Genomic DNA, 24,424 nt, shown 5'->3' on the forward strand with positions numbered 1-24,424 from the left:
GAAGTGCATGGGAATATAAATGATAAGAGGTGTATTTTAATGGAGAAAAAATCTTTTGACATATTAAACCTGACAGATCCAGAATATTTTGCTGACCGGAGGATGCCAGCGCATAGCGATCATTCTTATTTTGCCAATATGATGGAAATGACGATAGGGCAGTCATCGTTTAAACAGTCACTGGATGGTTTATGGTATTTCTCTTACGCGAAAAATCTCTCACAACGTCCACAAGGATTTGAGTTGGCTGATTTTGACTGTCGCGCTTGGGATACGATCAGAGTGCCAGCGCATATACAAATGGAGAACTATGGTAAACCACATTATACGAATACAACATATCCATGGGATGGCAAAGAATTGGTACAGCCCGGAGAAATTCCTCAGTCTGATAACCCAACGGCTTCTTATGTAAAATATTTTTCGAAACCGGAAAATTGGAATACGCTTTATATATCCTTTCAGGGAGTAGAGTCAGCAGTTGCTGTTTGGCTCAATGGTGAGTTTGTAGGCTACAGTGAAGATAGCTTTACGCCAGCAGATTTTGATTTAACGCCTTATGTAAAAGATGGAGAAAATAAATTGGCTGTGCAGGTGTATCGTTTTTCCAGTGGCAGCTGGCTGGAAGATCAAGATTTTTGGCGGTTCAGTGGAATTTTTCGTGAAGTTGCTCTCTATACGAAACCAACGATACATTTAGATGATTTGTTCGTGCATACTGAATTATTTCATAACTATCAAGATGGTAAGCTGATAGTCGAATATCAATGGAATACCTCAGATGAAAAAAAATTGCAGTTACAGCTTTTTGATGAACAGGGAAAATGTATCTTAGATGCAATGCAAGAAAAAATCTTGGAAGACAAGGGGGAATTTTCAGCCCAATTAGTGGGGCTGCATCTTTGGAGTGCAGAGAAGCCATACCTTTACCGGGCATTATTTCGTGTTTTTGATTCTGCGGGAAATTTGCTAGAGGTTATACCGCAAAATATTGGTTTTCGTGAATTTAAAATGGATGGAAATATCATGAAAATCAATGGAAAGCGGATTGTATTCAAGGGAACGAATCGCCATGAATTTGATTGCTATCGTGGTCGTGCCATTAATCCGGCAGAGATTGAAAAAGATATCATTCTTATGAAGCAGTATAACATCAATGCAGTCCGTACATCTCATTATCCGAATAACAGCCACTTTTATGAACTTTGCGACCGGTATGGACTTTATGTAATTGATGAAACGAATTTGGAAACACATGGGTCTTGGCAAAAAAATGGACAACCTATAGAGGATGAAAATACGGTGCCAAATGATCATAAAGAATGGTCAGCTGCTGTATTGGCGCGCGCGGCTGCTATGCTGGAACGAGATAAAAATCATGTGTCGATTCTTATATGGTCATGTGGTAATGAATCTTATGGTGGTAAAAATATTTTTCAAATGACAGAGTACTTTCATCAGCGAGATGCTTCGCGATTGGTGCATTATGAAGGAATTCGCTGGGACCGTCGCTATAATGCTACGAGTGACATGGAAAGCCAAATGTATCCTAAAGCAATGGAAATTCGCAGCTTTTTACAGCAGCATCGTGATAAACCTTTTATTTGTTGTGAATATACGCATTCTATGGGAAATAGTAACGGTGGTATGCATAAGTATACGGAACTGACTGATGAGGAAGAACTTTATCAAGGCGGATTTATTTGGGATTTTGTTGATCAGGCGATATGGGATCGTGATCGTTATGGTCAGGAAACTTTGCGCTATGGCGGTGATTATGGTGATCGTCCAAGTGATTATAATTTTTGCGGCAATGGGATTGTCTTTGCGGATCGCAAAATAACGAGTAAGTTACAAGCTGTAAAATACAATTATCAAGATATTCTATTAAAACCTTCGGAAACGCAGCTAAAAATTCAAAATAAAAGCTTATTTACGAATGTAAACGAATATGAGCTGTTCTTGGAACTGTATCGTGATGGGCAGCTGGTTTGGTCGAACGTTAAACCAGCTCCGGTAGTAGAACCGGGAGATTGCGTGGAAATTGCTTTGAATTTGCCTACGTACGGTATTGGTGAGTATGCCATTACGGCAATGCTTCGTTTGCCAGAAAAAAGAAAATGGGCTCCATGTGGACATGAGGTTGCGTTTGGACAGGGTCTGTTCCATCAAACAAATCATAATATAGAAAATAATATGGCTATTGATGCATGGTTGTTTGGTTCGGAAAATTTGCCCAATGTGATACCGGTTGCAAATAAAAACGTGTTACATGTTGTTCAAAGCGATATTAATCTTGGTGTACTTGGTCAAGGCTTTAGTGTTATGTTTTCCAGTGCACAGGGGAATCTGGTTTCTTATAAATATAATGGGGTGGAACTCATTGAGGAAATGCCACAACCTAATTTTTGGCGAGCGCCAATTGATAACGATTATGGCAGCCTGTTAATGAATCAGTGTGCGCAATGGAAACTAGCCAGCCTTTACAAGCGTTGCATTGGTGTTGAAATAATCGAGAATAGCAACTCTGCGGGAAAAAGTGAAAAGTTGAAATTTTTTGGTGAAAAGGGCAATGCCGAATACGATACAGATCATATTGCTGTCCGATTTACCTATGAACTGGCAACAGCACCGACATCTGTTTGTTGTGTGACATATACGGTAGATGGCTCAGGGGCGGTTAAAGTGGAAATGGATTATGAAAAAGTTGAAGGATTACCGGAAGTTCCTGACTTTTCGTTGATTTTTACCTTGCCGTGTGACTATGATCAGATTCGTTATTATGGATATGGACCAGAGGATAATTATATTGACCGTCAGGCGGGAGCACGTTTGGGAATTTTTTCGACAACAGCCCAAAAAGAAATTCAGCCGTATCTGCGTCCTCAAGAAAGTGGAAATCATTGTGGTGTTCGTTGGCTTGAAGCAACAGATCGTCGCGGACGTGGCTTGCGTTTATTTGCTCCATTGCCTTTTGAAGCCTCGGCATTGCCATATACAGTGCATGAATTGGAAAATGCGCGTCATGCCTATGATCTTCCCAAAATTCACCATACCTTCCTTCGAGCTTCGCTGGGAATGTGCGGTGTAGGCGGTGATGATTCTTGGGGGGCACCTGTTTTGGAAGAATACATGAAAAAAAATGAAGATAAACATTTTGAGTTTTGGATAAAAGGTGTTTGAATGAGGCGTGATTAGAGGATGATTTCATAGTACCGCAAGGTGCGTGGATCAAATCTATCTGCCAGTAGTAATTTTGAGGCTTCGCGTAGTTTGTGCGAAGCCTTTTTTTTTGCGTAAAAATAAAATTTGAATTCATGACTTGTTTATAACGAAGGAGGCTAAAGGTTTTTGTGTATAGGTGCAATGTTAGTAACTTCTTGTTTTAATTACCTTTATTGTATAGGATAGTGTCGAGAAAAATTTCAGAAATTTGTTAACTAAATAGTTCAAAGCTATGATAAGTTTTGCGAATATTTCCACGACAATACACAGAGATTGGATTTTTCCTACTGTTATTAGAAAATTCTGCGTTTTATAATTTTACATTTATACATATAATGAAAGCATAGGGATGGGAGGAAGAAACTATGGCTGTAGCAGGCATCGATATTGGATCAAGTGGATGTAAAATTATTGTATATGATGAAAATGGTCAAGACATATTTAAAGTACATCAAAACTATGCTGGTAAGCGTTATCAGGAGCAAGAAGAAATCGATGCAAATGACATATGGAGTTCTGTTCGAAAATCTATTATAATTGCCGCACAAAAAATCGGGAATATAGAGGCAATAACGGTTACTTCTTTTGGTGAATCATTCGTTTTATTGGATGAGATGGACCAAGTGCTATTTCCGGTACTTATGTATACGGATATTCGGGGGAGTGAACAAGCCACTCAAATGATGAAAGATTTTGATTTTAAAAAAGTCGCAGCTGTCACGGGCGCGAAGATACATTACATGTTTTCCTTGCCTAAATTGATGTGGATAAAACAGTATCATCCAGATATTTTTCGTAGGACGGCACATATATGTTTGATTCAAGATTATATTGTATATATGCTTACTGGAACTTTACAAATTGATTATTCTATAGCGGCACGCACACTCGCTTTTGATATAAAAGAAAAACGGTGGGATCAGGAACTTTTGAAGTACAGTGGAATCAGTGAAAAATTATTGTCACGACCAGTTCCATCGGGAACTACTGCTGGAAGGATTAAAAGTGAACTCTCAGAACAATGGGGAATTTCGGACAATATAATAATTGTAACAGGATGTCATGATCAGGTTGCTGCCGCAGTAGGGTGTGGGATATTTGCAGATGGAAGTGCAGTGGATGGCGCTGGAACAGTAGAATGTATAACCCCTGTAATAGAGGGGTTTCCTGCTAGTGATATTTTGTCCGAAGGCGGAATCGCAATTGTACCATACATTATACCCAATAAATATGTCTGTTATGCGTTTTCATTCGCTGGTGGATCTTTGATAAAATGGTATAAAGATAATTTTGCAAAATATGAAATAATTTTGGCAGAGAAAAAACAAACAGATAGTTATTCTTTACTGGAAGAAGACATCGAGGCAGTCCCGGGAAATATATTGGTTGTTCCTCATTTTAATGGTGCGGCTACACCCTACATGGATGGAGGCGCAAAAGGCGCTATAATCGGGTTGTCTTTGTCGCATACAGCAAAAGATATTTATAAATCATTGATGGAAGGTGTGGCATATGAAATGCTTGGCAATATAATATTTTTGGAAAAAGCGGGAATTAAGTTGAACTATTTGCATTCAACGGGTGGTGGTGCTAAATCTGCTCTTTGGATGCAAATTAAGGCAAATATGTTAAATAAAGAGCTTATATCTGTACAAGGTGATGAAGCTGGAACTGTCGGCTCAGCTATGCTTGCAGCGGTTGCTTTAGGACAATACAAAAACATTGAAGATGCAGCAAAAAAGTTCGTTCATATGGCGCATAAGTATAAGGCTCGTAAAGATTATACGAAACAATATGCTGAACAATATGAAAAATACAAAAAGTTATATAATTTATTAAAAACAGTAAGGTAGGTGGAATTTTATGCTGGCTAAATTAAGTGATGTTTTAGAAAGTGCGCAAAGAGAAGAATTTGCCGTAGGAGCTTTTAATACACCGAATTTAGAATCGATTTTAGGTGTGCTGAATGCAGCTGAAGAATTAGGTTGCCCCGTAATACTTATGCATGCTGAAGTTCATGAGGATTTGATACCTATTGATATCATTGGTCCAATCATGCTTTATATGGCAAAACGAGCAAAAGTACCAGTTTGTGTTCATTTGGATCATGGAGAAAGTATACCTTTGCTAGAAAAAGCAATGAAATTAGGATTCACCTCCGTAATGTATGATGGTTCGTTACTACCTTATGAAGAAAATGTAGAAAATACAAAAAAAATTGTGCAGATGGCTCGAAATTATAATGTTTCGGTTGAAGCTGAAATTGGTATTATCAATAGAGAAGGTGGCCAAAATGAAATTTCTTTTAAAACAATGGAGCATATGTATACGGATCCGATGACTGCTAAATTATTTGTCGAAAGTACGCAGATTGATGCATTAGCTTGTGCTTTTGGGACAGCCCATGGAATTTATAAAGAAAAACCTCTATTGGATTTTTCCAGGGTAAAAGAAATTTCACGTTTGATAAAAATTCCATTAGTCATGCATGGCGGATCGGGCGTATCTTTTGATGACTATCGGAAGGCAATATCTTCAGGTATAAGAAAAATTAATTATTATACATATATGGCGAAATATGCTGGGGAAAAGGTTAGCGGTAAACTTCAAGAAGCCAAAGGGATTCCATATTATCATGATATCTTTTCTTGGGGAACGGAGGCGATGGAAGAGCATGCCAAAGACGTTCTGCGTGTTTTTTCAAAAACAAGCAGATGGAACTATCATGATGATATTTAGTTGTTTTATAAATTAAAAAAAGGAGATGGAGAAAGTAATGAAAAAAAAGTTTTTGCTTTTAATGACTTGTTTATTTGCAATCAGTTCCCTGTTGACGGGGTGCGGTGCATCTTCTGGATCGGCAGAAAATACATCAGGTTCGAGTAAAACGGATAAGCAGATCAAATTGGGCTTTGTTTGTATGAATTTAGGAAATCCTTGGTTTGTTTCAGTAAAAAAGGGATTTGAGGATGCCTGTAAAGAAGAGGGCGTTGATGCATTGACTATAGACTCGCAATATAAAGTCGATAAACAGGTTAGCGATATGGAGAGTCTTGTAAATGCAGGGTATAGTGCTATTATGCTAGCTCCTATTGATAAAAATGCAACAAAAGATATTGTAGAAAAAGCAAAAGCTGCTGGTATTGCGACGAGCTGTGTTGCGCAGAGCCAAGATAACACGAATATGCGGTACATTGTTGATGAACATACGTATGGTGAATTTATTGGTAAACAGGCAGCGGAATGGATCAACAAAAATTTAGCCTCGAATCCAAAGGTGAAAGTAGCAATTATTTCTCAGGATAATGTGGATTCTGTAATTCCTAGAGGAAATGGCGTAGAAGAAACTATAAAAAAAATGTGTCCGAACATTGAAATTGTTGCCAGACAGGCTGGTGATACTCCGGAACTTGGCATGAAGATTATTGAAAGTGTTTTGCAGCAGCATCCGGATCTCAATGTTGTAGTCGCAACAAATGATTCTGGGGGACTTGGCGGATACCAAGCAATGGTTTCAGCCAATATTTCCGGTGATGATAGAGCTGTATTTTCCGGTGATGCAACGGCAGAATGTTTAGCGGCAATGAAAAAGCCAAATTCTATTTACCGAGGCACTGTTGACTTGTTCCCCTACAAGGCTGGTTATGAAAGTGCTAAAGCATTGATTAAATATATCAGAGAAGGTATTCCGGCGCAGCAGGAAACTATAATTTTTGCACCGGTTCCAGTTCCAGTCGAAGACTTGCTTAGCGGTAAATACGTACCGAAAGGCTGAAGCTTGTAAAAAGAATGTGCATGCTTGTCTGCCAGCAGCGTGCACATTTTATTTTTAGGAGGGGTGGTAATGGGAAAACCAATACTCAAAATCAATCATATCGCAAAATATTATCCGGGGGTAAAAGCTTTGGATGATATTAATTTTGAAATTTACGAAGGTGATACACATGCGATTTGTGGTGAAAATGGGGCAGGTAAGTCAACCTTTATAAAGATTCTTACGGGTGCGAATACGCCGACGAAAGGAACCATAGAATTCGCCGGAAAAAAATATGATCATTTTACACCACATGAGGCGATGGAATTAGGTATCAGTGTGATTTATCAAGAATTTAGCTTAATTCCTTATTTGTCGGTAGCTGAAAACATTTTTTTTGGTAGAGAATTAAAAAAAGGTATATTTCGTGATATGAAAAAAATGAATGATGTGGCTAGAAAACTCTGTGTGGAAATGGGCGTTGATATAGATGTAGAAGCTCGAGTTTGCGATTTAGGTGTGGCATATCAACAGATTGTGGAAATTATGAAAGCTGTGTCCAGAAAAGCAAAACTGCTTATTATGGATGAACCTACAGCTCCATTGACAATAAATGAAACAAATATTTTTTTTGGTATTGTTAAAAAACTGCAAAAAGATGGAGTAACAATAATTTTTATTTCACATCGCTTGGAAGAGGTTTTTGAACTCTGTCAACGAGTTACCGTTTTTTGTGACGGAAAATATATTACCACGAAAGCAGTAAAGGAAATAGACAAAAATCAGCTTATTTCCTTTATGGTAGGTCGAGCCCTAGCAGATGACTATCCGAAACCAAACAGCAATTGTGGTGAGGTTATTTTAAAAGTTGAGGACTTAACAAATTACAGAGTTAAAAATATTTCTTTTGATCTTCATCGAGGTGAAATTTTAGGCTTTGGGGGTCTTGTTGGTGCAGGACGAACGGAATTAGCCCGGGTTCTTTTTGGCGCAGATGTTTATGAAAGTGGCAATATGCTCTTGCGGGGCAAAGCATATAAACCGCATTTGCCGGGTGATGCTCTATCTTCTGGAATTGGATTAATTCCAGAAGATAGAAAGAATCAGGGGGTTATTCTGGGGCTTAGTATAAAGGATAATATTGTATATAGCGTCTTGGATCGCTGCTGTCAGAAGATGTTTTCCTATATACAGCCGGAAAAAGAACGTGCTTATGTAGATAAATATATACATGAACTCAATATCAAGACTCCTAGTGTGGACCAATTGGTGCGTAATTTATCTGGAGGAAATCAACAAAAAGTTGTTTTGGGGAAAATGCTTTCTACAGAATGTGATATATTGATTTTTGATGAACCAACAAGAGGCATTGACGTTGGTGCTAAATACGAAATTTATCAGTTGATGTGCAAAATTGTGGATCAGGGGAAAAGCATCATCATGATAAGTTCTGATATGCCAGAATTGATTGGCATGTCAGATCGAATTGTTGTAATGTGTGCAGGCAATATTGCTGGAGAACTTGATAAAAAAGAATTTTCTCAGGAAAAGATCTTAGAGTTAGCATCAATTCATTAACAATGGAGGGGTTATTATGGAACGGAACAATGTAGTACGTTGGTTGCTAAATTATGGAATTATATTAATCTTGTGTTTATTGGTGATCAGTTTTTCCTTTGCCACGGCAAATTTCATGAAATTGTCGACGATATTTACGATTTTAAAACAAGTATCTATCATCGGAATTATTTCCGTTGGGATGACATATGTTATGCTAACGGGTGGGATTGATTTGTCGGTGGGGTCTATTGCGGGAGTATCGGCAGTTACGGCTGCAATTTTAATGATGCATGGTGTGCCAATTGTGCCGGCTTGTATTATCGTATTATTAATTTCTCTTCTATATGGAGCGATTAGCGGATTCTTCATAACCCACTTCAATATACCAGCCTTAATTGTCACATTAGGTGTAATGACTTCATTGCGAGGATTGGCATATATTGTAACAGATGGAATGCCAGTCTTTGGATTCAATGATAATTTTGGCTCTTTTGCCAACAGTACTTTATGGTTGCTTCCCTATCCGGTAATCCTTGCAGCGGCAGTATTTATCATAGCTTTTATTAGCTTAGAAAAAACATGCATGGGTAGATATCTGTATGGTGTGGGCGGCAATGAAGAAGCATCACGTCTTTCGGGCGTAAATGTCGTGCGTATAAAATATTTTGCTTATGCTGTCAGTGGGCTATTGTCTGGTTTAGCTGGACTGGTACTGCTTTCAAGAACAAATAGTGGACAACCGGCAGCTGGATTGGGTTATGAGATGGATGCAATAACAGCAGTGGTGTTAGCTGGGGTCAACATTATGGGCGGAGAAGGACGCATCGGCATGGTAGTTATCGGTGTTTTGATCATGGGTGTTTTGGGAACGGGTATGATCATGTGTAATATTAATGATTATGTGCAACAATTTGTTAAAGGCATTGTTTTGATTGGTGCAGTCGCATTTTCTGCTTATTCCAAAACAATGCGTTCTCGTATGATGAATAAATAATAGAATCAAGGAGGAGATTTCTTGAAACGTTCAGAATTGAATGATATAGTAGATTATACGATAAATGTAACGGAAAATTACAAATTTCCTTTGCCACCTTTTGCTTATTATAAGCTTAAGGACTGGCAATCAATTGGCGAAAATCAGCGTGAGATTGTAGATAATATGTTGGGCTGGGATGTTACAGACTTTGGCACAGGAGACTTTGATCATATTGGACTAACTATATTTACATTCCGTAATGGGAATTTTCAGAAAAAAGAAACGTATCCGAAGCCGTACGCAGAAAAGTTATTGTTTGTCAAAGATGGACAAATCTTACCATTTCATTTTCATTGGAGTAAAATGGAAGATATTATTAATCGAGGCGGAGGAATCCTTAAAATTAAAATATATAATTCTGATAAAAAAGAAGGCTTTTGTAATTCGCCAGTGACGGTCAGTGTTGATGGTAAGAAAGTTGCTGTTGAAGCAGGCAGCGAACTTTTTCTTGAACCGGGACAAAGCATTACATTAAGACCGGGGCAATATCATCAATGGCAAGGTGTTCCTGGAAGTGGGGATATCGTCTTATTTGAGGTATCGACAACGAACGATGATCGAATCGATAATCGCTTTTACCAGGCAAAGTCGCGGTTGCCAGAAATAGATGAGGATGTTGAAGCAAAGTATTTGCTGTTTACGGATTATGATAGGTATATACATTTATAGAATAAAAAGCAGGCATGCCTAATCAATGCCTGCTTTTTGAGACCATAAATGTATTTTATGAAAGTACGGCAAATACAATCGTATGCAATAACTGGATTATGTTTGAACGAACGAGTTTCCTTAAGCCGAAGGATTAAAGAAAAAATTATTGCAACGTATTGAAATAAAGTAAATATGGTTAAAAATTTTTTTTGCAGTAATGGAGATGGTCATAATGTGGCGCCCCAATTTTAGCAGAAATAAACCATTGTTTTCAATCAAATATATTTTAATTTATACTTTTTTGTTCTTATTTATTTTGCCGATTATATTTATTAACATTATGTCTTATTACAATAATATTAATATGATCAAACATACAATGGATGATTTTTCACAGCAAAATCTTATGCAGACTCAAAAAAGCTTGCAAATGACTTTAGCGGCATATGATTACATGCTTTATCAAATTTACACGGATCGAGGCATTATTGCCATTATTGATAATATCAACAATGGGCATGAAACAGAAAAAAACCGCATAGAACTTACGAATGCTTTAAGTACATTTATTTATGGGCAATCCTACGTACAAGCAGTTTCCGTTATAACGGATAGTGGGAAAATTTTCTTTTTTGATCGTTTAAAAGGGTATCATACAGAAACAAGTTGGCTTAAGGATTCGTCAATTCCGATAGCACATATTTATAAACAAACGTTGAGTATGGATAAGACGAATATGTTTTCAACAAAATCCAGTGCAGATTTTTCCGGCCAAATTTATTATTATTGCCATATTGCACATTCGATTATGGATTACAAGGATGTAAAACATAAAAAAGGAATTATTATTTTGAGTATCAATGCGGATGTGTTAAATAAGATTAGTAATGTCACTTTATCTTCCCAGGCTATCCCTTTGAATGAAGGATTTTGTTTTATTGTCGATCAAAACAATAATATTGTGTCTTTTCCTCAAGCTGAATTTATAGGAAAAAATTTACTGAGTACAGATAGCCATGATATAAGGTCTGCTTGTAAGGAGTTTGTCAAAAATAATAATTTAATGAAGGGCGACAATATCGATGTGCAGTTTTTAAATGATGAAAACATCGGCTGGAAATTCATTCGTGTGTCTGATACAAGTAATATTATGAACTACATAAATAAACAATATCAAATGACCGCATTGATTATTTTAGCAATGTCGATTTTATTGGGAAGTATAATATTTTTCATCAATAAAACTGTGTTCGAATCATTGAATCGTCTGATCAAAAATATGAAAATTTCTGAATGCGGTAAAGTTATGATGAATAATCGTATGCCAATTATTACGGAAATATATATGATTTACCAGAATTTCAACCATATGCTGTTGCATATTAACGAACTCATCGCGCAGATAAAATACATTACGAAGCAGCAAAAGGACTATGAGATAAAGTCTTTAGAGATGCAGATCAATCCTCATTTTCTATATAATAGTCTGGATATGGTGAATTGGATGGCCATTGATGCAGGGGAATACCAAATTAGCGATGCGGTGCATTCATTAGCGCAGATTTTACGCTATTCTATAGCTGATATCAATGCACCGGTTCCAATAAAAGAAGAGGTTGTCTGGTTGCACCGTTATCTGCATTTACAGCAGATGCGCTTTAAGGGAAGCTTTGATTATCAAATTAGTTTGAGTGAAGATGCGGAACACTGCATAATCTATAAAATGATTCTGCAACCTTTTGTTGAAAATGCTATTTTACATGGATTAAAAGAAATCAATGAAATGAATTGGATTGATGTGAAGATTTGGACACAGGATAATCTGCTGTATATCAGTATTAAGGATAACGGTAGTGGTATGCCGGCAGACGTTTTGGCAAACATAATAAAAATGGCAGAAAACCCACAACTTTCGATAAAAGGTAAGATTGGTCTCTACAATGTTTTTAATCGTCTCAAATTTTATTATCAGGATAAGGTCATAATAAAATTTGAAAGCCAAATAAAGCACGGAACGAGCATATCTATTGGGATTCCAATTGAGGAGGGGCATTAATGAAAATTATAGTCGTCGAAGATGAAATTAGAAGCCGTGAAGGCTTAGTAAATCTTCTGGGGCGGTTGAAACCTTCATATAGGGTGGTTGCGACTGCGGAAAATGGCTGTGTTGGTTTGGGTATGATCAAAAAACATGTACCAGATTTAGTTATAACAGACATAAAAATGCCAATAATGGATGGTTTGTCTATGATAAAACAGATGCGCCAAGGAAAAATCATGTCACAGGTTATTATCCTAAGTGCATTTGCAGATTTTTCCTATGCACAAAAAGCTATCTCTTTTGGAGTGACAGAATATATTTTAAAACCTATATCAGTCAATTATTTGATTGATGTATTATCTAAAATAGAAGATCACTATAGCGATAAAGAGGCAATGCTTACAAATGAAGAAAAATTTACACCTTTAATTCAACGTGTGTGTGATATGCTCAGTTCACCTCTGATATTGAATCGATCTTTAGGTGAAATATCACTAGAACTTAAAATAACTCCCGAGTATTTGGGCACACAATTTTACAAAGAAGTAGGCTGTCACTTTAGTGTATATATAAAGAATAAAAGGCTTGCGTATGCAAAGAACTTGCTAAAAAATACAAATGTTAAAGTTTCTGATATTGCAGCAAAAGTTGGTTATAGTGATGCAAAATATTTCAGTCAATTATTTAAAAAAGAATTAGGATGTTTACCTGTGGAATATCGCAGACAACATGATTGATTTCTTTGTAAAAATATTCGTAAATAGCATCATTCAATGATCCTGAGTGGTCAATGGAGATCGACAATAATAAATATAATATATATTAAAAAGGAAAAATGATAAAAATAAAGAATGTTACTTAATAAGCGATATAAATATTAAAAACAATACTGGGGGTAATGTAATGAATATTTGGATTGTACTAATACCGATCGTAATAATCGTAGCATCGTATTTTGAAATTTATAGATTGAAACACATTACCGTTGCATATAAAGATGAATTTGGCAGTATTCGTGGGTATGCTTTTTATTATGCTTATCCGCTGAAAGACAGCTGGATGAATATTTCGGAGTTTGAAAAATACGTAGCCGCGAAAAAGAAATTGTCCGAGGTCAAAATCGAACAAATAAAAGTGAAAACTGCATGGAAATTGCGGAGGTCGTAGAATGATGAAAATACAGCATTGAGGATATGATTGTACAGAAAAAAATAGAGCCGTCGGCATATTTGCCGACGGCTCTAACTATGTGATGCATATTTATTATATGAATTTATGACCCTATAAAGAAATTATAGAAGCAGCTTAATGGGGATTGTCTATTTTACAATCAGTACAGGCAATACGTTTTGTAAGTCGTTCATTTTGGCATAATCAACGGTTCGGTTGATATGCTGCAGTGAATGACTTTTTTGAGTGACGATGGAAAATTTGTATATGACTTTAAAATACTATATAATAATTTATATTGATGATGAGCGGATAGTATAATTTTTGTATGGTTAATAGGGATCAAACCAATCCTATTATACTGACGATTATTTAAAAACTATAATGCAAGTGTTATGACTTACCATGCAATCGTTTTAGTCAACAGAATTGGTGATAATAAAAATTTGGAGGTGCATCCGTGAGAAAAAAAACAAATCATATTGTTATTGAACGCGTTAAGCAGCTGACAGATGCTTTTATAAATTTTTTTCAATATGAAACATTGAGCAGCAGCCTGCTTTTCTTCTGTGCTGTTTTGGCTATGATTATTGCAAACTCATCCTTTTTAGTAAGTTATGAAACGCTGCTGCATAAAATTGTAACAGTTGGAATACGAGATCTGTCTTTATCAATGTCAGTATTGCATTGGATTAATGATGGACTTATGGCTGTATTTTTCTTTGTAATTGGAATGGAAATTAAACGCGAATTCTTATTTGGCGATTTAAAATCCCTCTCGGCGACGATTTTACCTATTGTAGCTGCGCTTGGCGGCATGATCTTTCCGGCACTGATCTATATTGGAGTGAATTGGAATGAGCCAACCATGGGGGGCTGGGGAATTCCTATGGCGACGGATATAGCTTTTTCATTAGGGGTGCTTGCTTTTGCAGCAGGTAATGCACCGCGCAGTATTGCTATATTTTTGACAGCATTAGCTATTGTGGATGATCTTGGGGCGATTATTGTTATTGCATTGTTTTATACAAATGAAATTTCCTGGCTGGCTTTGCTGACTGGCGGTGTTTCGTTATGCGTTGCCGCTTTGTTAAATCGATGGAAAGTTAGGTTCATTAGTTGTTATATTGTTTGTGGTATTATAGCTTGGTACGCTTTTTTGCAGGCAGGGATACATCCGACGATTGCAGGAGTACTGCTGGGGCTTTTAATCCCTGCTGAAGGTGCGCATTCTATGCTGCATAAATTGGAAACAGCATTAGTAAAATGGTCTTCATACCTCATTATGCCGTTATTTGCTTTGGGAAATGCAGGTGTTACAATTGATGGTGGGGCATTTAGCAATATATTTACACCGGTTAGTTTGGGGATATTGCTGGGACTTTGTATTGGCAAACCTCTGGGAATTTTTGCAAGTGTCTATGTATTAATAAAATTGAAGTTGATAAAAATGCCGGAAAAACTTGGTTTTGGACATTTTTTAGGAGCCGGGTCCTTGGGCGGCATTGGCTTTACCATGTCGTTGTTTATTGCTTTTTTGGCTTTTTCTGATCCTCATATCTTAACGACAGCTAAGCTAAGCATTGTTTGTGCATCTTTATTATCCGGACTTATCGGGGCTGTGATTTTTAAAATTATTTCAGCTAAAAATAATGTGGTTGAGTAAAAAATAAGCTTGTCTTTTTGCACATTTTACTTCAAAATAATAGTCACTTTCTTTTTGCAGATCAATTTTTATGGTATAATAAAATTAGTCTGTATGGCGGGAGAGCGTAGTGAATTATTAGGCTTCATAGGCTTGCGTGTGAGGTCTTTTTTTGTATTTATTTTGATTAAACGGGGATGAAATGATTTTTTTAAACCATGGGAGTAGTTTTGAATGAAAAAAACAAAGTTAGTGCAGGCGATGGAAGCTTTTGTAATGGGACGATATTTTCGAATGCGTTTGTTTATAGAAGGTATTCTTGTCGGTGTGATTACGGGACTCATCATAGCTTTATTTCGTTTTTTGATTGAAAAAGCAGAAAATTTACGTCCTGTATTGTATGAATATTTTACGGTGGGAAATTGGCCGTTGGTTGTTTTATATTTTAGCACGAGTCTGCCAATCGCTTATTTTCTTTATAAAATTGTACAAATTGAACCACAGGCTTCAGGAAGTGGTATTCCACAGATTAAAGGTATTTTGCTGGGGAAAATGCACATGAACTGGCTTCGTGTCTTATTTTATAAATTTATGGGCGGTGTGATAGCGATTGGCTCGGGCATGTCTTTGGGACGAGAAGGTCCGTCTGTGCAGCTTGGCGCATCTATTGGGCAAGGTGTTAGTCGTAGTTTTAGCCGATCGCGGTTTGAAGAACGATTTTTATTGACCAGCGGAGCTGGTGCTGGTTTGGCAGCTGCGTTTAATGCACCATTGGCAGGCGTTATATTTTGTTTGGAAGAATTGCAAAAGAATTTTTCGCCGCTTGTATTAATGGCAACCATTGCGGCTACCGTAACTTCAACGGCGGTTGTTCAGCAATTTTTTGGTTATGGACCAATCTTCCATATTACAGGGCTGCCAATGATGCCAATACGGTATTATGGCCTGTTATTTGTTTTAGGTATTTTTATGGGTGTATTAGGACGCAGTTTTAATAAGGTGCTGCTGAAATCATTGGACCTTTATGATGGACAATCGTGGCTGCATGGTGCGGGTAAACCTGCCTTGCCGCTTCTTGTGGCGGGGCTGCTGGGATTTGTTTTACCGCAAGTTCTTGGCGGCGGAAATCAGCTGGTTGATTTATTAGTTACGCAGCAATTCAGCTTAGCTCTGCTTGTTACTTTATTTGTGGCAAAGTTTTTCTTTACGATGCTTTGTTTTGGTTCGGGAAGTCCCGGCGGAATTTTTTTGCCGATGCTTGTTTTAGGGGCTTTGGGTGGTAGTATTTTTAGTGGAGCAGCCATTGCTTTGGGATTTTTAGATCCAGCCTATGCAGCCAATATTATCATTTTTGCTATGGCTGGATACTTTTCAGCTGTGGTTAAAGCACCTGTCACTGGAAGTGTATTGATTATGGAAATGACGGGGTCCTTTGAACATATGCTGGCTTTGATTTTTGTATCCATGTTAGCATATGTTGTTATGGATATGCTGAATGGTAAACCAGTTTATGATGAATTACTGGAACGGTCTTTGGCTAAGAAAAAGAAATTGCCTGCTGTTATCAAATATCGGCGGACAATCTTAGAACTAGTCATTGAGAGTGGTTCACGGATGGATGGGAAATGCGTTAAAAATGTTCAATGGCCAGCGTATAGTCTGGTGGTGAATTTGAAACGCGGTGAAAGCGAAATTATACCGACAGGTGATACAAGGCTTCAGTCGGGGGACTATCTTTATATATTGGTAAATGATCAAGAAATAAATGAGCTTACACGATTAGCGAATAAGTGATAGAAAAATGAGAAAATAATAAGAAAAGCAGGTGTTCGCATGGAACGAAAAAATATTTGGCTAAAATATGATGAAACAGAATTGCAAAAAGTAGAGTTGGTCAATAAGGAGTATATACAATTTCTCAATAGTGGTAAAACGGAACGAGAATGTGTGAAAATTTCGGTGGATATGGCAGAAAAAAACGGTTATAAAAATCTTGCTGATATTATAAAAAATAAAACAAAATTAAAAGCTGGCGACAAAGTTTATGCTACGAATATGAAAAAGGCAATTATTTTGTTTTTGATTGGCGAAAATCCAATCGAAGAAGGTTTGAATATTCTAGGCGCCCATATAGATTCACCAAGACTCGACGTTAAGCAGAATCCTTTATACGAAGACACGGAATTAGCGTATCTTGATACCCATTATTATGGTGGAATAAAAAAATATCAATGGGTTACGATTCCACTGGCGATTCATGGTGTTGTGGTGAAAAAAGATGGAACGGTTCTTGAATTGGTAATTGGTGAAGCAGATACGGACCCGGTTATGTTTATTTCGGATTTACTGGTTCATTTATCACAAGAACAGATGGAAAAAAAGGCAAATAAGTTCATTGAGGGTGAAGACCTGAATGTAATTATTGGCAATAAACCATTACAAAATGAAGAAAAAGATGCTGTGAAAAAACACATATTAAAATTCTTAAAGGATACGTATGATATCGACGAGGAAGATTTTATTTCGGCAGAATTAGAAATTGTCCCAGCTGGCAAGGCAAGAGAAGCAGGGCTGGATAAGAGTATGATTATGGCATATGGTCATGATGATAGGGTTTGTGCATATACTTCGCTGGCAGCAATGCTGGAGTTTCAGCACGTAGGCAGAACGGCGTGTACGATTCTGGTTGATAAAGAAGAGATTGGCAGCGTTGGGGCAACGAGTATGCAATCAAAATTCTTTGAAAATACAGTGGCGGAAATATTAAATGCAATGGGCGTAAACTCAGATCTTATCCTTAGACGGACACTGGCTAATTCAAGAATGTTATCTTCGGATGTCAGTGCGGCATTTGATCCAGTCTTTGCTTCCGCTTTTGAAAAGAAAAATGCGGCTTATTTTGCCAAGGGGCTGGTATTAAACAAATTTACGGGATCAAGGGGCAAATCCGGTTCAAATGATGCCAATGCAGAATATATTGGACAATTGAGACAAATTTTGGATCAACAGAATGTTGCCTATCAGACAGCTGAACTTGGAAAAGTTGATTTTGGTGGTGGTGGTACGATCGCTTATATATTGTCACTTTACGGTATGCAGGTAATTGATTGCGGCGTGGCAGTGCTTAATATGCATGCACCATGGGAAGTTGTGAGCAAGGCTGATGTATATGAAGCAATAAAAGGTTATCGGGCATTTTTGCTGTCGTAACAAAATAATAAAAAATGACCCGGATTAGACTAACTAATCCGGGTCATTTTTTTTGCTAGTGATGAAAATCTTGGTTGGGAGAAATTTCACCTAGCGGTCGTGCTGTCTGATAGTTTGTTTATTGAGGATTTTTATCCAAGGATTTGTTTCGTGGCGTGGACCAAAATTGCTACGCCGGTTGGCAATGCATCTAGATTAAAATGCATTGCCGGATGATGCAGGCCTGGCTTAAGATCACAGCCAAGCCCGATGAAACCTGCCTGAATAGTGGGTTTATATTGTTTAAAAAAGTTAAAATCTTCACCGCCAGGGGTAAAAATATCTGGTTGGAGACCATTTTCACCGAGGGTGGCAATAATTGACTTTTTCAAGACATCAATAATAGTTTGATCGAATTCTGCAGCCGGAATAGGATTTACGATAGCAACGGAGGCTGTAGCGCCAACCGTTGCGGCTCCGGCGAGAATTGCTTTTTCAACGAATTCACATAATTGCTTCATGGTTGAATTTTTTTCAGCACGTAAATCCCAGGTAACATTTGCTTCGTCTGGGATGACGTTGGTTACGCTGGTGTCACAAATGAAGCGTGTTGCTTTGGCACTATAAGATAAAGCAGGGTCAAGGTGGATAGCATTGACTGCGGTAATCGCAGCAGTTGCCGCATCAATGGCGTTGATGCCAAGGTGTGGACGCGCTCCGTGAGCCGTTAACCCCGTGATTTTTGCGATAATGCGTGTTGATGCAGAATAATATACAGCACCAGCCGCTTTGCCCATCGGCGTTTCTTGATAAGGCCGTACATGCTGACCTAAGATGATATCCACATCATCAATGACACCGGCTTTGATCATGGATAAAGCACCAGTACCAATTTCTTCGGCGGGTTGAAATAAAATTTTTAATTTACCTTTTTGGATTGCGTTGGTTTCGAGCAGTTCTTTTGCGGCAGCTAAAACCATCGAAGAATGGGCATCGTGTCCACAGGTATGGTTGGCAGCTACTACGCCATCAACCATCGAACCTAATGCATCCATGTCGGCACGCAATGCTAAAGTTGGACCAGGTTGTTTACTGTCGTATATTCCAACAATGCCAGTGCTGCCACCAATGTTTCGGGTGACCTGAAAACCATATTTTTCGAGTCGGTCAGCTAAAAATGCAGCTGTTTTGAATTCCTGATGACCGAGTTCTGGGATGGTGTGTAGATATTTGTAAAAATCTAAAACAGACGACATACATAAGATCCTCTCTGTGAACGGCTATGGATAGTCGTTTTTTTAGGCGAAAATTTTTAAAATAAACATAGCAATCAGTGAATTTACAATGCTGGTTACAAATAATGCGGGCCAATATTTTTTTGGTACATCGGCTACACCGAGTAAACGTCCCATGTATTGTAACTGTGCGCCCATGAGAAAGATAGCTGGCAGTAATATTGTGGCTTGCGTATTACTGATGCCACCCGAAGCGTAAAGATTTACGGCAATTCCTGCACCGGCAGATGAAGAGAGCCAGGCTGTTAAGAGTACGGTGATTGCTTCACCGGGGAGTCCGAAAATTCCCATGAACGGACCAAATACTTTGCCGATGAATTCCATCACGCCTAATAATTTTAAGATTTCAGAAATAGTATAGGCCATTAAAACGTTTGGCAGTAAGTTATTGATACCAATTTGGAATCCTTTTCTGGCACCGATAACAAAAGTATCGAAAGGATTTTTATTCATGTTTGAAATCCTCCTTATATACGGTATTTAATAAAATTCGGATGAAAAAAGCACCAACGAATTTCATTATGATAATGATAAATAATGGCACGATTAAAGGAACTGTCAAAAAAGCGAAAAGTGCAGAGCCGATAGAAAAATAATTATTGATGGCTCCAGCGCCGGAAAATTGCCAGGAACCCATAATGATAAGTTCTTTCTTGGTGATTAATTCGTCATCATATAATTCTTTGGTTAAAGCTGCTCCGGCATCGGTACTTTGTAGATCTGTAATTAAAGTTAAACCAGTAAAACCGGGAATACCTAATAGTGGTTTTAAAATTGGTGATAATAAACGTTGTCCTGCTTTCATGGCGCCATAGGAGGTTAAGATTTCTAAAAAACCTAAGGCTAGCATGGTTGTAGGAATCAATGACAAAGCAAACAGGAAGCCCGCTCTGGCACTATAACCACCGTCACCAACAAAACTGTTTTTGGCGGGTTCTTTCATCGTTCCAAAAGCTCCAATTAAGGATGTGAAATCAAAGGCACTGATCCATTTCATGCCGGCGATATTCATCAATAGTCCGGAAAAGAAAATAATGGCTACGATCAAAGCAATGTAACCGCTGATGGGAACATGTATTTTTCCCGTTAATAGTGCTTTTTTTTCATCGGTTTGAGAATCAATTGTATTTTTTTCTGGCATGATAAAAGCTCCTTTCTTAAGTGACGCGTAAATTTATTTTTTTATACTATAAAATAGCAGCTTGAAGTTTTGCTATTTGTAGTCTGTTTATTTGACTGGGCTATTCGTAATGAACTCAATCGTTTTTATCAATAAATTGAGACGAGGCTTAACGGAGTTGGCATCGAGCCATTCGTGGACGCTGTGACCGCCGCCGCCGACTGGACCGAGACCATCGACTGTAGGGATGCCAAGCGCGGCACAGTAATTACCATCGCTGCCGCCGCCTGTTGCGACCCAGTTAAAATCAATGTCGAGCGATTTTCCTAAATCGGAAATGTTTTTGCATAGTTTTAGCGTTTGTGGACTCGGATTCATCGGGGGACGATTAAGAATAGTATTACAGGTTATTTTGGCTCCGCCGGCCGTGAAGGATTGCTGTTCAAGTTCATGCAAAGCCGTGCTGATTCGTTCGAATTCACTGTGCTGTTTGAAACGAATATCGACTTGCGCCTGCGCTTGTTCAGCTACTACATTGCGAGCACTGCCGCCGTTAATAATACCGACATTGATGGAGGTGCCCAGTTCATAATTGCTTAGCGCGTGAAGCTTTAAAATCCACGCGGCAAGTTCATTAATGGCACTGCTGCCATCTTGTGGATTTACGCCGGCATGAGCGGCGATTCCAGTAGCTGTTAAGTCACAGGAGGCAATGCCACTGCGACTGTTGACCATATCGCCAGTGGGGCGAGCTGCTTCAACGACGAGGGCGTAACTTGATTTTTTTGCCAATGCTTTAATTAAGGTCCGGGAATAGAGGGAACCTATTTCTTCGTCGCTATTTAATAAAAAACAAATTCTTTTTCCTGCGAGTTTTTTGCTTTGATCAAGTTCCTTTAACGCAAAATAGGTCATTAACAGGCAGCCTTTCATGTCGCTTACGCCGGCACCGGTGACTTTTGCCCTTTTATCGATAGCATAAGGTCGCTTAGCGGCAGTGCCTTCAGGAAAAACGGTATCCATGTGACCGAGCAGCAAAACATCATATTCTTCGTCAGGACAATTGCTGATTTGTAAGCAAGGACCAACTTTATCAGATGTTTTGTGTATTTCAGTGTTCCAGCCTAATAGGTTAAATTTTTCTTGGAAAAATTCCATGACTTTTTTTGTTCCGGCTGGTGTATAACTACCACTGTCGATATTTACAAGAAACTCTAGATTTTGTAAATATTCTGCCAGTGTAAATGATTTTGTCATTACATTACCTCGTTTCAGTTCGGTGGATTCTATATCTATTGCTTTATAATATATGCAAGTTTCGTGCCAAGATTAAATGGCTTGAAAATATTGTATTTATGCATGATTTTTACACGATATTTTAGGGTATTTGCTAAAAATATAAAAGATAAAAGCTTTTTTGTGGAGGACTTTATTGTGTATTGTAGTTAACTGGTGTAAACTTATAAACATATTCAACCATTTAAACCAATTGAAAGGGGAGCTGAAATGAAACCACGTGTGGCAGTTATTCTACGTTGTAAAAGATTCCATTTTGTTTATCAACTCCAAGCGTTGTTGGGAGAGTATATAGATTTTACCAGCTATTCATTAGAAGAAGGTATTCATTCTTATATTAATTGCGATTTGGCACTCACACCTTCAAATGAGGTGGTGGGACTCGTTAAGCAATACCTTATGCCTTCTACGGAAATTATTGTTGTGCGGCGGACTGTATCAAAAAATGCTTGGGAAAAAATTAATAAAATACCTGCGGGAACGAAAGTTTTAGTAGTAAATACATATTGGGAAATGTCGGTTCAAACGATTGCTGTTTTATATGAATTGGGCTTATATCAATTCGAGTTTATTCCTTATGATCATACGGTCAATAATTATGAGGGCATTGAATATGCGATCACCCCAAATGAGGTTGATCTGGTTCCCGAGAGCATCCAATACATTACCGATATTGGGTCTCGTCTGGTTGATGTTTCGACTATTTTTGATATGCTGAATAAATTGAATTTAGTCAATGCTGAAACAAAACATGTTTTATTCCAGCATATGAATGAAATGATTCCACTCAGTCCGGGTTTTGTTACCATGTTTAAGCAATTTTATGATACAAAAGAAAATTTTGAGCAACTTGTTAATATGATTACGTATGGAGTTATAACCTTCGATACGACGAACCAGATAACAATGTATAATCAAAAAGCATTTGATTTTTTTGCCCATAAAATATCAATTCGTTTAAATCAAACATTGGATGCTTTATTTTATGATATAGCGGATTCGTCGATTGTGCGGGCAGAGCGCTTAACGGATGAAGTATTTATTTTGTATGGACATGCTTATATTGTAAATAAAAATGTCTTGTTAAGTAAAGGCGAAACCGTTGGTGGAATTTTAACGCTGCAAAAATCAGCTAAAGAAAATAAAGATAATTTTAAAATACAGCGTAGCAGTGCGGCGAAGGGGTATACCGCAAAATATAATTTTTCTGATATTTTAGGTAATAATAGTGCGCTGAAAAAAACAATTGAGCTAGCCCAAAAAGCAGCGAGTACCGAACACGATATTTTGATTGAAGGCGAAAGTGGTGTGGGCAAAGAACTTTTTGCCCAGTCCATCCATAATTATTCCAAGCGCAGTCAGGGGCCATTTGTTGCTTTTAATTGTGCGGCATTGAGCGGGTCTTTACTGGAAAGTGAATTGTTTGGTTATGAGGAAGGTGCTTTTACCGGTGCGAATAAAAATGGTCGGCAGGGACTGTTTGAAACGGCCAATCAAGGAACCATATTTTTGGATGAAATAGCGGAAATTTCGCAAAAAACCCAAGCTAAACTGCTCAGAGTTCTGCAAGAGCGGGAGCTAATTCGGGTGGGCGGGACGAAGATCATTCCCATTGACGTTCGAATTATCACGGCAACAAATCAGGATTTGTACAAGCGGATGAATAAGAAAAAATTCAGAATGGATTTGTATTTTCGTTTGAATGTCATCAATATCAAGGTTGAACCACTCCGCTCACGCAAGGATGATATTCCATTTTTGATTCAATCTTTTTTGCAAGAAAATCATATAAAAAGTGATATACCGCAAAATATTATGCAACGGCTTTTGTCTTATAATTGGCCGGGGAATATTCGGGAACTAAAAAATTGTCTCTATTCGATGACTAGTTTATCAGATTCTTTTTCACAGCAAAGTCTCCCCGCACATATTCTGACTTATGGGGAAAAAGAGAGAATACAGATGCAAGCTGATGTTTCTGAATGGGGTGATCTTGTGGAAATTAAAGCTATTTTACGGATTTTGGAGAATGCTTATGAAAACCAATCCTATATTGGTCGTAAGAAAATAGCGGAACAGCTTTTGCAGCAAGGTATTTTTTCGACAGAACAAAGTGTGCGGACTATATTGAAAAATATGGAACTCAAAAATTTGATTCTAATGAAGCAGGGTCGCGGTGGAACTAGAATCACGGACAAAGGTCGGGCTTTTCTTCAGATTGAGGCAAATTAAATAAAACGGGACTGCTGCACATAATAAAACATGTGCAGCAGTTTTTTTTGCAAAAAAATTACTCCAAAGCTTCAAATCGCTTGAGAGTATGTGTCAAATTTAAGTATGCAAATAAATAAACTTAAATACAAAGATTATACAATGTTGGGAAGCACCATTATTTCTGAACTACATAGACAAACAAAAAAATTCTTATAAATCGATCTATGA

18 protein-coding genes are annotated in these 24,424 nt (G+C 37.8%); 14 read left to right on the forward strand and 4 right to left on the reverse strand.

Features of this window, described 5'->3' with window-relative positions; all coding sequences use genetic code 11:
• The first annotated feature begins 39 nt into the window (after nucleotides 1-39).
• The 13 genes from lacZ (at nucleotide 40) to BMY14_RS08910 (ending at nucleotide 18,292) form a co-directional block, all read left to right on the forward strand.
• Nucleotides 40-3,183, forward strand: coding sequence for a beta-galactosidase, LacZ type (lacZ, locus tag BMY14_RS08850; protein ID WP_091830961.1), 3,144 nt, complete (start codon nucleotides 40-42; stop codon nucleotides 3,181-3,183).
• A 407-nt stretch (nucleotides 3,184-3,590) separates the two neighbouring features.
• Nucleotides 3,591-5,078: an FGGY-family carbohydrate kinase gene (locus tag BMY14_RS08855; RefSeq protein ID WP_091830963.1), complete on the forward strand. Its 1,488-nt coding sequence runs from the start codon at nucleotides 3,591-3,593 to the stop codon at nucleotides 5,076-5,078.
• A gap of 10 nt (nucleotides 5,079-5,088) precedes the next feature.
• On the forward strand, nucleotides 5,089-5,964 hold the full coding sequence (locus BMY14_RS08860; RefSeq protein WP_091830965.1) for a class II fructose-bisphosphate aldolase: 876 nt from the start codon (nucleotides 5,089-5,091) through the stop codon (nucleotides 5,962-5,964).
• Between the two features lie 37 nt (nucleotides 5,965-6,001).
• Complete coding sequence (locus BMY14_RS08865) at nucleotides 6,002-7,000, forward strand: sugar ABC transporter substrate-binding protein (protein ID WP_091830967.1); 999 nt, start codon at nucleotides 6,002-6,004, stop codon at nucleotides 6,998-7,000.
• A 69-nt stretch (nucleotides 7,001-7,069) separates the two neighbouring features.
• Nucleotides 7,070-8,557 (forward strand): sugar ABC transporter ATP-binding protein, encoded by a 1,488-nt coding sequence (locus BMY14_RS08870; RefSeq protein ID WP_091830969.1) that lies wholly within the window; start codon nucleotides 7,070-7,072, stop codon nucleotides 8,555-8,557.
• 16 nt (nucleotides 8,558-8,573) lie between these two features.
• Nucleotides 8,574-9,533, forward strand: coding sequence for an ABC transporter permease (locus tag BMY14_RS08875; protein WP_091830971.1), 960 nt, complete (start codon nucleotides 8,574-8,576; stop codon nucleotides 9,531-9,533).
• Between the two features lie 21 nt (nucleotides 9,534-9,554).
• On the forward strand, nucleotides 9,555-10,244 hold the full coding sequence (locus tag BMY14_RS08880) for a D-lyxose/D-mannose family sugar isomerase (protein WP_091830973.1): 690 nt from the start codon (nucleotides 9,555-9,557) through the stop codon (nucleotides 10,242-10,244).
• A gap of 322 nt (nucleotides 10,245-10,566) precedes the next feature.
• Nucleotides 10,567-12,282, forward strand: coding sequence for a sensor histidine kinase (locus BMY14_RS08885; protein ID WP_177177530.1), 1,716 nt, complete (start codon nucleotides 10,567-10,569; stop codon nucleotides 12,280-12,282).
• Nucleotides 12,282-13,004, forward strand: coding sequence for a response regulator transcription factor (locus BMY14_RS08890; protein WP_091830977.1), 723 nt, complete (start codon nucleotides 12,282-12,284; stop codon nucleotides 13,002-13,004). Before BMY14_RS08885 ends, BMY14_RS08890 begins: the two co-directional genes overlap by 1 nt.
• Nucleotides 13,005-13,170: 166 nt before the next feature.
• On the forward strand, nucleotides 13,171-13,434 hold the full coding sequence (locus BMY14_RS08895; RefSeq protein ID WP_091830979.1) for a hypothetical protein: 264 nt from the start codon (nucleotides 13,171-13,173) through the stop codon (nucleotides 13,432-13,434).
• Nucleotides 13,435-13,897: 463 nt separating this feature from the next.
• Nucleotides 13,898-15,103, forward strand: coding sequence for a Na+/H+ antiporter NhaA (gene nhaA / locus BMY14_RS08900; protein WP_091830981.1), 1,206 nt, complete (start codon nucleotides 13,898-13,900; stop codon nucleotides 15,101-15,103).
• A gap of 213 nt (nucleotides 15,104-15,316) precedes the next feature.
• The gene (clcA, locus tag BMY14_RS08905) at nucleotides 15,317-16,876 is read left to right on the forward strand and encodes a H(+)/Cl(-) exchange transporter ClcA (protein ID WP_091830983.1); all 1,560 of its coding nucleotides are present in this window, start codon (nucleotides 15,317-15,319) and stop codon (nucleotides 16,874-16,876) included.
• Nucleotides 16,877-16,915: 39 nt separating this feature from the next.
• Nucleotides 16,916-18,292, forward strand: a complete 1,377-nt coding sequence (locus tag BMY14_RS08910) for an aminopeptidase (protein WP_091830984.1) — start codon at nucleotides 16,916-16,918, stop codon at nucleotides 18,290-18,292.
• A 131-nt stretch (nucleotides 18,293-18,423) separates the two neighbouring features.
• On the opposite strand, the gene BMY14_RS08915 is transcribed toward BMY14_RS08910, so the two are convergent.
• The 4 genes from BMY14_RS08915 to BMY14_RS08930 form a co-directional block, all read right to left on the reverse strand.
• Nucleotides 18,424-19,527, reverse strand: coding sequence for an amidohydrolase (locus BMY14_RS08915; protein WP_091830986.1), 1,104 nt, complete (start codon nucleotides 19,525-19,527; stop codon nucleotides 18,424-18,426).
• Nucleotides 19,528-19,569: 42 nt separating this feature from the next.
• Nucleotides 19,570-20,019, reverse strand: a complete 450-nt coding sequence (locus tag BMY14_RS08920) for a YjiG family protein (protein ID WP_019552814.1) — start codon at nucleotides 20,017-20,019, stop codon at nucleotides 19,570-19,572.
• Entirely contained in the window at nucleotides 20,012-20,707 is a 696-nt protein-coding gene (locus BMY14_RS08925; protein ID WP_091830988.1) for a nucleoside recognition domain-containing protein, read from the reverse strand. Before BMY14_RS08925 ends, BMY14_RS08920 begins: the two co-directional genes overlap by 8 nt.
• 87 nt (nucleotides 20,708-20,794) lie before the next feature.
• The gene (locus BMY14_RS08930) at nucleotides 20,795-21,943 is read right to left on the reverse strand and encodes a M20 family metallopeptidase (protein WP_091830990.1); all 1,149 of its coding nucleotides are present in this window, start codon (nucleotides 21,941-21,943) and stop codon (nucleotides 20,795-20,797) included.
• A 249-nt stretch (nucleotides 21,944-22,192) separates the two neighbouring features.
• On the opposite strand from BMY14_RS08930, the gene BMY14_RS08935 reads away from it, so the two are divergent.
• Entirely contained in the window at nucleotides 22,193-24,214 is a 2,022-nt protein-coding gene (locus tag BMY14_RS08935; RefSeq protein WP_091830992.1) for a sigma-54 interaction domain-containing protein, read from the forward strand.
• Nucleotides 24,215-24,424 lie beyond the last annotated feature (210 nt).

It is taken from the genome of Propionispira arboris, assembly GCF_900109225.1.
Classification (GTDB): Bacteria; Bacillota; Negativicutes; order Selenomonadales; family Selenomonadaceae; genus Propionispira; species Propionispira arboris.